The 12,400-nt window shown below is 76.9% G+C and carries 8 protein-coding genes; 7 read left to right on the forward strand and 1 reads right to left on the reverse strand.

Features of this window, described 5'->3' with window-relative positions; genetic code table 11:
• Positions 1-169: 169 nt before the first annotated feature.
• Positions 170-2,464: a DEAD/DEAH box helicase gene (locus KSE_RS29865; RefSeq protein WP_231873242.1), complete on the forward strand. Its 2,295-nt coding sequence runs from the start codon at positions 170-172 to the stop codon at positions 2,462-2,464.
• A 7-nt stretch (positions 2,465-2,471) separates the two neighbouring features.
• Here KSE_RS29865 and KSE_RS29870 read toward each other — a convergent pair whose 3' ends face one another.
• A complete protein-coding gene (locus KSE_RS29870; protein WP_014139102.1) occupies positions 2,472-3,473 on the reverse strand; it encodes an NADP-dependent oxidoreductase in 1,002 nt (333 codons plus the stop codon).
• 243 nt (positions 3,474-3,716) lie between these two features.
• Here KSE_RS29870 and KSE_RS29875 point away from each other — a divergent pair, with 243 nt between their 5' ends.
• From KSE_RS29875 to KSE_RS29900, 6 genes are all read left to right on the forward strand, one after another.
• A complete protein-coding gene (locus tag KSE_RS29875) occupies positions 3,717-4,661 on the forward strand; it encodes a LysR family transcriptional regulator (protein WP_014139103.1) in 945 nt (314 codons plus the stop codon).
• 292 nt (positions 4,662-4,953) lie between these two features.
• Positions 4,954-5,523, forward strand: coding sequence for a GNAT family N-acetyltransferase (locus KSE_RS38880; protein ID WP_014139104.1), 570 nt, complete (start codon positions 4,954-4,956; stop codon positions 5,521-5,523).
• Between the two features lie 58 nt (positions 5,524-5,581).
• On the forward strand, positions 5,582-7,810 hold the full coding sequence (locus KSE_RS42390; protein WP_014139105.1) for a WD40 repeat domain-containing protein: 2,229 nt from the start codon (positions 5,582-5,584) through the stop codon (positions 7,808-7,810).
• A 457-nt stretch (positions 7,811-8,267) separates the two neighbouring features.
• Positions 8,268-8,891, forward strand: coding sequence for a hypothetical protein (locus KSE_RS29890; RefSeq protein ID WP_014139106.1), 624 nt, complete (start codon positions 8,268-8,270; stop codon positions 8,889-8,891).
• Between the two features lie 205 nt (positions 8,892-9,096).
• Positions 9,097-11,400 (forward strand): WXG100-like domain-containing protein, encoded by a 2,304-nt coding sequence (locus tag KSE_RS38885; RefSeq protein WP_014139107.1) that lies wholly within the window; start codon positions 9,097-9,099, stop codon positions 11,398-11,400.
• Between the two features lie 50 nt (positions 11,401-11,450).
• Complete coding sequence (locus tag KSE_RS29900; protein ID WP_014139108.1) at positions 11,451-12,398, forward strand: hypothetical protein; 948 nt, start codon at positions 11,451-11,453, stop codon at positions 12,396-12,398.
• The last annotated feature ends 2 nt before the right edge of the window (positions 12,399-12,400 follow it).

The following is a 12,400-nucleotide window of genomic DNA, read 5'->3' on the forward strand; positions in this document are numbered from 1 at the left end:
CCCGCGCCCGCCTCGGCAATCGGCGGCCGGGCGGTAACGGTCGGTACCCGGCAGTACTGGGTACTACCGAGTGTCACCGGGCGGCGACCAGCGGTCCCCGGGTCGGCCCTCCGGGGCCGGGCGACGGGGGCGGGTGTCAGGATGGGCGGTCCGGACGGGCAGGAGCGAGGTGGCGCAGGTGGCAGGGCAGGGCAGGCGGCGGGCGGTCGAGGTGGTCACGGCGGCCAGGCGGCTGCGGACGGCCGCCCGGGCGCTGGTGGCGGACTACGCGGCGGCCGTCGAGGAGGCGGCCGCCGCGCACCGGGAGATCTTCGAGCGCACGGTGCGGGCCGAGCTGGCCGGCATCCCGGTCGAGCGGCTCAAGGACGTCACCGGCGGCCGCCTACAGCTCGGCACGCTGCGCGCCCTCGGCTACACCACCGTCGCCGCCGTGCACGCCGCCACCCGGCAGGACCTGCTGCGGATCCCCGGCATCGCCGGCCCCACCGCCGCCCACCTGCTGGGCGCCGCCGCCCAGATCGCCACCGCCGTCGAGGAGAGCATCGCCGTCCGCCTCGACCCCGCGCACCCCGACGACCGGACCACCGCGCTGGTCATCGCCCTGCACCGGCTGGTGGTGGCCGGGCCCGCCGCCCGCCGGGCCGCCGCCGAGGCCGCCGCGCTCGACGCCCGCTACGAGACCCCGCTGGCCGAGGCGAAGTACGCGCGGGGCCGGCTGCGCGGACTGCTGGCCGGCGCCGAGAAGCGCGAGCGCGGCCGGCGGGCCGTGGAGCTGCTGGCCGCCGAGCTGGCGAACGGCGGCGGGTCGGCAGACGGCGGCGGGTCGACGGACGCTGGCGGGACGGGACACGCCGGCGGGACGGGACACGGCGGCAGGTCGGCCGGGGACGAGATCGGGCTGCGGTTCGCCCAGGCGTCCGCCGACCTGCTGCGCCCGCCCGTCGGGGAGATCGCGGCCTGGGTCGAGTTCGAGCACCGGGCCGCCGACTTCTACGCCGAGCTCGCCGTGCTCGCCGAAGGCGGCCGACTGGCCGGACCGGCCCCCGTCGACGGCCGGGCCGCCGCCGAGGGCCACCTGCCCGACGGCCTCGCCGAGCAGGTCCGCGCCCAGCCCCTCGACGACCGGGGCTGCACCGTCTCGCTGCGCGGCTACCAGGCGTTCGGCGCCCGGTTCGCGCTGGCCCGGAAGAAGGTGGTGATCGGCGACGAGATGGGCCTCGGCAAGACCGTGCAGGCGCTCGCCGTCCTCGCCCACCTGGCCGCGGCCGAGCCGGGCAGCCGGTTCCTGGTGGTCTGCCCGGCGTCCGTGCTGGTCAACTGGCGGCGCGAGACCGTCGACCGGACCACGCTCGCCGCGCACCGCTACCACGGCCCCGACCGGGAGGCCGCCCGCGAGCGCTGGCTCGCGCACGGCGGCGTGCTGGTCGCCACCTACGAGTCGCTGCGCACCCTGGCCGACGACGAGGTGGCCGCGTTGGTCGTCGACGAGGCGCACTTCGTGAAGAACCCGGCCGCCCGCCGCACCCAGCTGGTCGCCGAGTGGGCCGCCCGCACCCCGTACGTGCTGTTCCTCACCGGCACCCCGATGGAGAACCGGGTCGACGAGTTCCGCACCCTGATCGGCCACCTCCAGCCCGACCTGCTCGACGGCCCCCCGGCTGGCCGCGGCGCCTTCGGCCCGCAGGCGTTCCGGCGCGCCGTCGCCCCCGCCTACCTGCGCCGCAACCAGCACGACGTGCTCACCGAACTCCCGGACGTGGTACGGGTCGACGAGTGGGACGAGCTCTCCGCGCAGGACCGCGCCGCCTACGCCGCCGCCGTCGCCGAGGGCAACTTCATGGCGATGCGCCGCGCCGCGTACGCCGTGCCCGCGCAGTCCGCGAAGCTCCGGCGGCTGCGCGAACTCACCGCCGAGGCGGCCGAGTCCGGGCACAAGGTGGTGGTCTTCTCGTACTTCCGGGAGGTGCTCGCCGCCGTGCGCGACGCACTCGGCGCGGCCGGCGGTGGCGACAGTGGCAGTGGCAGCACCGTCGTCGGCACCATCGCCGGATCGCTGCCCGCCGAGCAACGGCAGGAACTGGTCGACGAGTTCACCGCCGTCCAGGGCCACGCCGTGCTGCTCTGCCAGATCCAGGCCGGCGGACTCGGCCTCAACCTGCAGGCCGCCAACGTGGTGATCCTGTGCGAGCCGCAGCTCAAACCCACCCTGGAGGACCAGGCGGTGGCCCGCGCCCAGCGGATGGGCCAGATTCGCCGGGTCCGGGTGCACCGGCTGCTCGCCAGCGACAGCCTGGACCACCGGCTGGTCGAACTGCTCAAGGGCAAGGCCGAGTTGTTCGACCGCTACGCCCGCCGCAGCGACCTCGCCGAGGCCCTCCCCGAGGCCGTCGACCTCTCCGACCGGGCGCTGGCGGTGCGGATCGTCGAGGACGAGCAACTGCGGCTGGCCGGGCAGGGGAACTGACGATCCGTCAGATTCGGACCAGCATCTTGCCGGTGTTCGCGCCCGCCAGCACCCCGAGGAACGCCTCCACGATGTGGTCGAACCCGTCCAGCACGGTCTCCGGCGCGCGCACCCGGCCGGAGCGCAGCTGCGGGGCCAGCAGGTCGTACAACTCCTGCTGGGCGTCCAGGTGGTGGCGCACCAGGAAGCCCTCCAGGCGGACGCTGCGGGCCACCAGCTCGAACAGGTTGTGCGGCGCGGCGGGCGCCGGGGTCGCCACCCCGTACTGGGAGATCGCGCCGCACCAGGCGATCCGGCCGTAGTCGCGCATCGCGCCGATCGCCGCCTCCAGGTGCTCGCCGCCCACGTTGTCCAGGTACACGTCGATGCCGGTCGGCGCCGCCTCGGCCAGCAGCTCGGCCACCGGCCCCGCGTGGTAGTCGAAAGCCGCGTCGAAGCCCAACTCCCCGGTCAGGAAAGCCGTCTTGGCCGCACTGCCCGCCGAACCCACCACCCGCCGGGCCCCCAGCAGCCGGGCCAGCTGACCCGCCGCCGTTCCGACGCCGCCCGCCGCCGCCGAGACGAAGAAGTCCTCGCCCGGCTTGAGCCCGGCGATCCGGGTCAGCCCGACGTACGCGGACAGGCCGGTGCCGCCCAGCACGCTCAGGTGCGCGCTCAGCGGGACCCCCGGCAGCTCGGGCAGCACGCGCACCTGCCCCGGCGCCACCACCGCGTGGGTGCGCCAGCCCTCCCGGTGGATCACCGCCGTCCCCACCGGCAGCGCCGCCGACCGCGACTCCACCACCCGCCCCACCGCTCGCCCCTCCAGCGGCGCGTGCAGCGGGTAGCCGTCCTCCTCGTCGTCCATCAGGCCGAGCATGTACGGGTCGACGGACAGGAACGCGTTCTCCACCAGCGCCTCCCCCTCGGCGAGCGCGGGCAGCACGCCGTCCACGAAGGCGAACAGGTCGGCGGTCGGCAGGCCGGTCGGGCGGGCGATCTGGTGCACGGCGCGGAACGGGACGGGCATGGCGGGACACTCCGTAGCGAGAAGCGGTGGCTCTGACGTGGGGAAACGCTACGGAGGGCAGGCGGGGCGCGGCAGGGGCCGGCGTCGATGACGCGGACCGTTCCATGAGCGCCGTTCATGGCAGCGGCGGCGGCGACAACCGGGCCCGGATCACCGACGGCATCCGCGCCCCCGCGCCGAGCCCTCCGGGCTGAGGCATCCGCCCTGGTGGATCGAGGGGTGGGCGGGTCCTAGGCTGTCGGGATGGCAGAAGACCTCCTCCCGCAGGAGCTGCGGATCCTCGTCGCGGTCGCCGACAGCGGCGGCTTCACGGCCGCCGCCGACCGGCTCGGGCTGACCCAGTCCGCGGTGTCGCACGCCGTCCGGGGGTGCGAGCGGAAGCTCGGGGCGGTGCTGTTCGAGCGCGGGCGGCGCGGGGCGGTGCCGACGGCGGCGGGGGAGCGGGTGGCCGGGCACGCGCGGCGGATCCTGCGGCTGCTGGCGGCGCTCCCCGGCGAGGCCCGGCAGGCCGCGGGCGGGACGGCGACCGGACCGGCCGGGCCGGTGCGGATCGTCGCGTTCCGCAGCGCCGCCGTCCAGGTGCTGCCCCAGGTGCTGACCGTACTCGCCGCCCGCTGGCCGGAGTTGAAGCCCGAAGTACGGGTCGTCCGCGACCTCGGACGCGGCACCGCGGGCGAAGTCGCCGACGGCCGGGCCGACTTGGCGCTCGCCACGCTGGACGCGACCGGCGGCACGCTGCCCGGGCTGCTCGCCGCACCGCTCTACCGCGAGGAGTACGCGCTCGCCCACCAGCAGGGCCACCCCGACCCGCGCGGCCTGCCGCTCGTCGACTGGGACGAGAACTGCGGCTCGTACACGGCGGACTGGTGGAAGCGCCAGGACTGGCTGCCGCCCGCCACCATCAACGTCTCCGACGACACCGTGGTGCTCTCGCTCGCCGCCCAGGGCCTCGGCATGGCCGTGATGCCCCGGCTCAGCCTGGACCGCCCGCCCGCCGGACTCGCCGTCACCGACCTCGGCCCGGACCGGCCGTCCCGCCGGGTGGGCTACGTCACCACCCCCGAACTCGCCCGCACCGCCGCCGTCCGGGAGGTGATCCGCGCCCTGCGCGAAGCACCGCTGCCCGCCGGGGCGACCCCGGCGACCGAACCGCCGACCGCGGAACGGGGTGAGTCCCGCCGCCCGTAGCGGGGGCGCCCGGCCCGGGAGAGACAAGAGGTGGGCCGGGTGGGCGGCGGGACATGGAGTGACGAACCCCGCCAACGAGTCTGCGCGGCCCCGCTCACGTTCCACTAACGTCCCGCTGACGTGCGCAAACACCGGACCGGACGGACGGACTTGACGCCGGGACGAACCACGGGGGAGGGTACGCCCGGGTAACCCGGGAGGGCGCGCCGGGGCAGCCCGGAACGGTCGGAACGGTCGGACCGGTCCACCGAACGGTGCCCGGAACGGCCCGGGAGAACGGACGGGGGAGCGGATGCCGACGCTCGCCGAAGTGCGGGACGAACCGATGACGGCCGACGGGCTGGTGCTGCGCCGACCGCACCCCCGCGACGCCGCCCTCGTCCACCGCGGCACCCACGACCCGCTCGTGCGCGAGTTCCTCCAGGGCGTCGTCCCACACCCCGACACCGCCGCCGCCGAACGCTGGCTCACCGACATCCCGCCGATGCTCTGGCGGACCGGCCGCGCCGCCTACTTCACCCTGCAGGACGCGGAGACCGGCGACGCCGTCGGCTGGGCCGAACTCGTCGACTTCGACCCCGGCTACGAACGCGCCGAAGTCACCGTCTGGCTGCTCCCCGAACACCGCCGGCTGCGCACCGCCAAAGCCGCGCTGCGCCTGGCCTGCCGCTTCGGCTTCGAACGGATCGGCCTGCGCCGGATCGACGCCTACGCCGCCGCCGACAACATGCCCAGCCAACTCACCGGCGCCGCCATCGGATTCCGCCGGGCCGGCTACCGGCCCGCGCTGTTCCGCGGCTCCCGCACCCACCGGCTGCACGACGCCGTGCACGCGACGCTCGTCCCCGAAGACCTCTGCTGACCCCCTCGGTCGGCCCGAGCTGTCACCAACCTCCCTGCACCGAACCAGGAGTGACGACATGTCAGGAAGCGTACGACTGGAACACGGCGGCCTCGGCGAGCTGCTGATCACCGCCGACGGCGGCTTCCGCGCCGTCCGGGCGGGCCTGGCGGACCAGGTTGATCAAGCAGGTTCGGGTGGCGGTGCGGACGCCGGTTTCGAGAGGACCGGGCGGATCGACCCCGCGCTGATCCGCCGCGTCCTCGCCGGCACTGGCCAGGACCCGGCCCCCGCCCCCGCGTCCGAGGGCGGCGAAGCCCTCGCGTCCGGCGGGCGGCGGCTCACCATCCAGGGCCAGCCCGGACAGCCCGACCGGCAGTGGACCGACGGCACCGGGGCGCCCGTCCCCGCCTCGGCCGCCGCCCTCGACGCGCTGCTCGGCCAGGTCCTCGGCGACCCCGCCGCCCCCGCCTCGCTGCCCGCCGCGCTCGCCCGCACCGCCCCCGCCGCCGCCGGCGCCGTCCGCGGTGCCGCCGCCGTCGGCACGGTGGCCGGCCGGGCCGCGTACGCCCTGGTCGAGGCCGACGGCGCGTTCGGCCTCACCGCGCTCGACGACGCCGCCCCGCTCGGCGGCTCCGGCGCCGACGCCGGACTCGCCCCCACCGCCGTCGCGCTCGGCGAGGCCGACGGGCGCTCGCTGTTCGCCGTCGGCGGCACCGACGGATCGGTCCAGGTCTGGGACGCCGCCACCGGCGCCGTCGTCCACGGCACCACCGGCGGCGAGGGCGCGCAGGCCGTCGCCGCCCTGGTCTGCCGCGGCATCCCGGTCGCGTTCTCCGCCGGCCAGAGCGGCGACCTGCGGGCCGTCCGGGCCGACGACGGCCGGGTGCTCGGCACCCTGCCCACCGGCGGCCACGGCGCCACCGCGCTGCGCGCCGCGCACTGCGCGGGCGTCGACCTGCTGGCCGCCGCCGCCCCCGACGGCACCGTCCGGGTCTGGGACGCGGGCACCGGCGAGCTGATGCACCTGCTGGTCGGCCACCGCGGCGAAGTGCTCGCGCTGGCCGTGCTCACCCTCGGCAACCAGGCCGTCCTCGCCTCCGCCGGACAGGACCGCCGGATCCGGCTCTGGGACCTCGCCACCGGCCAGCCCGTCGCCGAACTCGACGGCCACACCGGCACGGTGACCGGCCTCGCCTTCACCACCCTCGCCGACCGCCCGGTCCTCGCCTCCTGCGCGCTGGACGGCACCGTCCGCACCTGGGACGTCCACGAGGGCCGCCCGCTGCACGGCTGGCCGGCCGGCGAGTGGCTGACCGCGCTCGCCGCCGTCGGCGACGTGCTCCACACCGGCGACGAGACCGGCCGGATCACCGCCTGGCAGGCCGCCACCGGCACCCCCGCGCCCGCCCCCGCCACCGGCCGTCCCGGCCACCCGCTCACCGCGCTCGCCGCCGGCACCCTGCACGGCCGCCCCGTGCTCGCCGCCGGGTTCGGCGACGGCGCGCTCGCCGTCTGGGACGCCGCCACCGGCGGCCCGCTGCTCGACCTCCCCGGCGAGGGCGGCCCCGTGCACACCCTCGACCTCACCGCCGACCTGCTGCTGTGCGGCACCGCCGCGGGCGCCGTCCGCAGCCACCGCCTCACCGACGGCACCGCCCTGCCGCTGCCCGTCCCGCACGCCGGGCCCGTCGCCGGACTCGCCTTCACGCCCGCGGCCGTCGGTGCTTCCGGCACCCCCGAGGGCCGGTCGCTGCTCGCCTCCGCCGGACGCGACGGCGTGCTCGCCGTCCGGGACGCCGCCACCGGCGCCGACAACCGCCGGTTCGCCACCGGCCGGGGCCCGTTCACCGCGCTCGCCGCCACGCTGGCCGGCGGCCAGCCGATCCTGGCCACCGCCGGCGAGGACCTGACCGTCCGGCTCTGGCACGCCGGCAACGGCGCCGCCGGACCGGTCTGCGCCGGACTCCCGCACCCCGCCGAGGTCGTGTCGTTCGCCGAGATCGGCGGCCGCCCGGTGGTGATCGCCGGCGCCGCCGACGGCACCGTCCTGGTCTGGGACGTCCAGAACGGCAGCCGCACCGCCGAGTTGGCCGGCGGCGGGGCGGCGGTCCGGGCCGTGGTCGGCCGCGAGCTCGACGGCGAGGCCCTGCTCGCGGCGGGCGACGCCGCCGGCACCCTGCGGCTGTGGCACCTCTCCAGCGCGACCCTGCTCAACGAGGCCGCGCTGGACGGCACCCCGCTGGCCATCGAACTCGACGAGACCGGCCTGCGGGTCGTCACCCCGGGGGGAGCGGTCGCGCTCTGAGCGCCCGCCGTCGGGGCCGACTGCCCGCGCCCGTCGTCCGGGCCGGTCGTTCGGGCCCGCCGTCCCGGCCCGCCGCCCGGGCCCGCTCTGCGGCGGTGGGCCCGGGCGGTGCGGCGGAAGCTGGTGCAGAAGATTCACGATCTACCCGGAATGCACACGTCCGTTCTTTACCCGCCTTGCGAATTCATGCCGTGAATTTACCTGATGCATGCTTTCCGGCCCCTTGCGGTTGCCGACGGCTCTGCAAAGCTCATGCTGGGGTGATGGCGCGTCATCCCGGCACCCCGGCTTGGCTGTGCGCGTTCACGCGGGCGGGTTAGGGTGCCCTCGGAATGAGCCGGTGCGGGCATGGCACGGGCACGCTCGGGCCGTCCTTCCGGCCCGGCGCCCCGGCGTGCCCGGCGCGGGGGGCATGCCGGTCGGGGGCGGCTGGAGTGCGGGAAGGCGGGCATGGGCGATGGCTGACGACACGGTGTGGATCGACCTCGACGAAGTCGACGCGGCGGCCAAGAAGATCATCGGACTGTTGGCGGAGCTGAACGGACCGGCCAACAAGCTGGAAGCCGCGGTCAAACAGGTGCAAGCGAGCGTCTACGGCACCGACCTGCTCGGCAAGGCCCTCCAAGGCGCCGGCTCCTCCGTCGGCGGACTCGCCCAACACCAGGAACAAGTCCTGGAAGGCATCCGCACCCTGCTGCGCAACGCCACCGCCGTCGGCGAGAACCTGCAGAGCATGGTCGCCCGGCACCGCGCCAACGACGACGCCCAGGCCGCCGCGCTCGGCGTCATCACCGACACCGGCACGATGCCGACCGACCCGGAACTGGCCTCCGCACGCTCCGCCCCGGCCGGCGATTCGGTCGCCGGCCCGGCCGGTGGCCCGGTCTCCGTCGGCGTGCTGCCCGTCTCGCTGCCGGACGCCCCGCTGCCGGACGCCCCGCCGCCCCTCGCGCCGATCGGCAGTACCGACCCCGGCGTCGACTACCACGACCCGGACGCGCCGACGCTCGACTACAACCACCCCAACCCGCTGATCAGGCCCGGGGCGGGCCACACCGGCGGGGCCAGACCGGTCATCTGACGGGACGCCGCCCCGACCGGCCGGATGCCCCGTCGTCCGCCGGGTCACGCACCGTTCGACGCACATCGCCTGTCACACACCGCACCGTTGTCGGCCGTACGAACGTCCGCCGGGTGTCGTCTCGGCCGCCGCCCGCGTACCGACTGCCGCAGGCCACCGGCCACTTGAAGCGCACCACCGACCTCCCCTCCACGGAGCCCCCGTCATGATCGAGTTGCCCGCCGACCTCGCCGAAGTCCTCAAGACCGTCCAGAGCAACGAGAACGGCGCGGACATCGCCTTCCCCGACGGCGACGAGGACCTGCTCGCCACCCTCGCCGACGCGTGGAAGACCTGGAACGAGGTGGCCGACACCCACGTCCGGGCGATCACCGAGGCCGCCCAGCGGGCGATGGCCAGCATGTCCGGCCCCGCCGCCGACAGCTTCCAGGCGTACCTGCAGAAGTTCGCCGCCGGGGACGGCTCACACGTCGCCACCACCCTGCAGTCCGGTCAGGCCATCGCCGACTCGCTGCACGGCGCCGCGCAGGCGGTGGGCGCCACCAAGGCCGAGATGGTGCGCGAACTCCAGTACGCCAAGGAGTACATGGAGGCCCACCCGGCCGGGAAGCACGACGACATCGCGCAGTCCGAGGGCGTCAAGCAGGCCGCCGCCGTCTACCACCAGTACATCGGCCAGGTCGGCAACAACGTGGACGGCATGCTCCGGCAGAGCGCCGGACACATCGCCGACATGACCGGCATGGGACGGACCTGCGCGCTCGACGGGACGTCCGGGGGCGGCACTTCGGGCCCGGGCGGCACGTCCGGGACGTCCGGGATGTCCGCCATGGACCGCACCGCGATGAGCGCGCGGACGGCCGCCCTGCTGCCCGACGGCACGCCCGCGGGCGGGACCGATGGGAGCGCTCCCGGCAGCCCGGCCGGTGCGCTCGGCGGGGCCGGCAACCCGACGGCGTTCGCACTGCCGGGCGCCGACGGCAGCGGGGTCGGTGCCGGTGGCGGCGCGGCCGGCGGCGGCGGTGCCGGTGGCGCGGGGTCGTTCGGCGGGTTCGGGGCGGCGGGCGGCGCCGGGGCGTACGGCGGCTCGGGGGCCGGCGCGGGGGGCTCCGGATCCGGCCTGGCGCCGTTCACCCCGCTCACCCCCCACCTGGCGGGCTTCGGCTCCGGCGGGGGCACGGGCGGCGGCTCGGCGCCCGTCTTCACCCCGCTCTCCAGCGGCGGCGCCGGCTCGCTCGGGCTGGCCGGACTCGGCGACCTCGGCGGCCTCGGCGGAACGGGTTCGAGCTACAGCCCCGGCAGCGCCGGCCTCCACTCCGGTTCGGGCTCCGGCTTCAGCCCCGGCGGCGGTGGCGGCTCGTACGGCGGCACGCTCGGCACCGCCCTGGGTTCGCTCGGCGGTGCGCTCGGCGGCTCCGGCGGCGCGGGCGGCGGCCGCGCCGGGCTCACCCCCTTCGGTGGCGCGGGCGGCAGCCCGTTCGGCCTCGGCGGCGCGGGCGGACGGGGTGCCGGAGGCGGTGCGGGCGGCGGTGCGGGCGGACGGGGCGTCGTCGGCGGCGGCTCGGGCGCGGGCTCGGCGCTGCGCGGTTCCGGCGGCGGCATCGGCGCGGGCGGCAGCGCGCTGGCCGGACGCTCCGGCGGGGCCGGTGCCCTCGGCGCGGCCGGTGGCGCGGGCGGCGGCGCCCGGGGCGTGGCCGGTGCCGGTTCGGCGGCCGGCCGGGCCGGGGCGGGCGCCCTCGGCGCAGGCGGCGCGGCCGGGCGCGGCGGCCCGGCGGGCGCCGCCGGCATGGGCGCCGGCGGCCACATGCCCGGCGGAGGCGGCGCGGGCCGGAGCGGAGGCGGCAAGGACGGCAAGCACGGCAACCGCTTCGTCAGCCCCACCCGCTTCGGCGGCGACGGCGAGGACGAGGACGAGCTGTACGGCGACGCGGGCATCCTCGGCCAGGCCGCCGACGTCGACCCGCGCGACCGCCAGTGGCACCGGGCCCGCCGCCGCTGGCTCGACGACGCCCGCGCCGAGGGCACCTTCGCCACCCCCCAACCCGAACCGGCCGCGACAGCGGCCGGGACCGCTCCGGCCGGGCCCGCGAGCGAGAGCGAGGTGCTGAGCCAACTGGCGGGCGTCCTGCTCGGCGGGGGCGCCGGCGGCGGAGGCGCAGCCCCGGCGGGCGGGGACGGTGACGGGGGCGGCGGATCGGCCGCTGCGGAGGGCGCGGTCGCTGCGGCGGCGGCCGATCCGACGGCGGCCGTACCTGCGACGTCCGTACCGACGGAGTCCTCCGGCGCTGCCCCGGACGACGCGTACCTGGAGCGTGCCCGCAGCGCCGCCGCGCGCCGTGGGCACCCGGACGCGCCTGCTGCCGCAGCTGCGGCCGGTGCCGGGGCCGGGGCGGAGTCGGCTGCGTCCGCGCCGCAGCGGGCCCCGCTGCGGGAGGAGGGCGGCTACCAGGTGCCCAGCCCGTTCCTGCGCGCCGCGCTCTCCCGGCTGGCCGCGCCCGCCGCGGACTGACCGCCCGCCCCTCCGCCGCTGCCACCCGTACCGACTGAAGGACACCCCCGATGAGCAACGACGAGCAGCTCTGGTACGCCGCCGCCGAACCCGAGGCACGCACCGAACCCGACCACGCCGCACGGCTGATGGCCGAGGAGGCCGTCGAACCCACCGCCCGGTTCCGGATCGGCACGGTCATGCCCGAGAGCGTCCAGGCGGAGCCCCGGCTGCAGGCGTTCCAGCCGCTGGAGCGGGCGGATGCGCGGCAGCAGGTCGCGGCCGAGCCGCTGCAGCCGTTCGAGCGGGCTGTGCCGATGGAGCAGGCCACGGCGCGGTTGCAGCCGTTCGAGCAGGGCGTGCCGATGCAGCAGGCCACCGAGCCGCTGCGACCGTTCGAGCGGGGCGTGCCGATGGAGCAGGCCACGGCGCGGTTGCAGCCGTTCGAGCAGGGTGTGCCGATGCAGCAGGCCACCGAGCCGCTGCGGCGGATGGACGCCGTCCAGCGCAGCGCGCCGACGGGCGCCTCGGAGGGGTCGGCGGGGTCGGCGGCCTCGGCGCGGAGCGCGGCGTCGGGCGGCGGTGGGTCGGGCGGGGGAGCGGGGACGGGCTTCCAGGTCGACCCCGCGCAGTACCTGGCGGCCGTGTCGCCGATGCTCGCCGCCTCCGAGCAGGTCGCCTCGGTCTACCGCTCGCTGAGCGCCTTCCTGCCCTCGCTGGAGGCCCAGAACCCCTGGGGCAACGACGAGTCGGGCAAGAAGTTCGCCGAGGGCGAGAAGGGCTACCTGAAGTACAGCCACGACACCCTGGAGGTGGTCAAGGGCCTGCCCGAGGCGCTGAAGGGCATCGCCGACGGCCTGAAGGCGATGGCCGAGGGCTACCGGAACGCCGACGAGAACGTCGTCTCCGAGCTCGGCGGCATCGAGAGCACCGAGCAACTGCCCGCGTCGCCCTCGATCCCGTCCAGCCCCGTCCACCTCCCGATCACCCCGCAGATCACCCAGAGCGGAAGGCACTGACC

Source organism: Kitasatospora setae KM-6054 (genome assembly GCF_000269985.1).
In the GTDB taxonomy this organism is placed as follows: Bacteria; Actinomycetota; Actinomycetes; order Streptomycetales; family Streptomycetaceae; genus Kitasatospora; species Kitasatospora setae.

Bases quoted from the DNA above. Each gene is read 5' to 3' on its own strand.
- KSE_RS29900 (WP_014139108.1), top strand. From the start codon at position 11,451: ATGAGCAACGACGAGCAGCTCTGGTACGCCGCCGCCGAACCCGAGGCA.
- KSE_RS29875 (WP_014139103.1), top strand. From the start codon at position 3,717: ATGGCAGAAGACCTCCTCCCGCAGGAGCTGCGGATCCTCGTCGCGGTC.
- KSE_RS29890 (WP_014139106.1), top strand. From the start codon at position 8,268: ATGGCTGACGACACGGTGTGGATCGACCTCGACGAAGTCGACGCGGCG.
- KSE_RS29870 (WP_014139102.1), bottom strand. From the start codon at position 3,473: ATGCCCGTCCCGTTCCGCGCCGTGCACCAGATCGCCCGCCCGACCGGC.
- KSE_RS42390 (WP_014139105.1), top strand. From the start codon at position 5,582: ATGTCAGGAAGCGTACGACTGGAACACGGCGGCCTCGGCGAGCTGCTG.
- KSE_RS38880 (WP_014139104.1), top strand. From the start codon at position 4,954: ATGCCGACGCTCGCCGAAGTGCGGGACGAACCGATGACGGCCGACGGG.
- KSE_RS38885 (WP_014139107.1), top strand. From the start codon at position 9,097: ATGATCGAGTTGCCCGCCGACCTCGCCGAAGTCCTCAAGACCGTCCAG.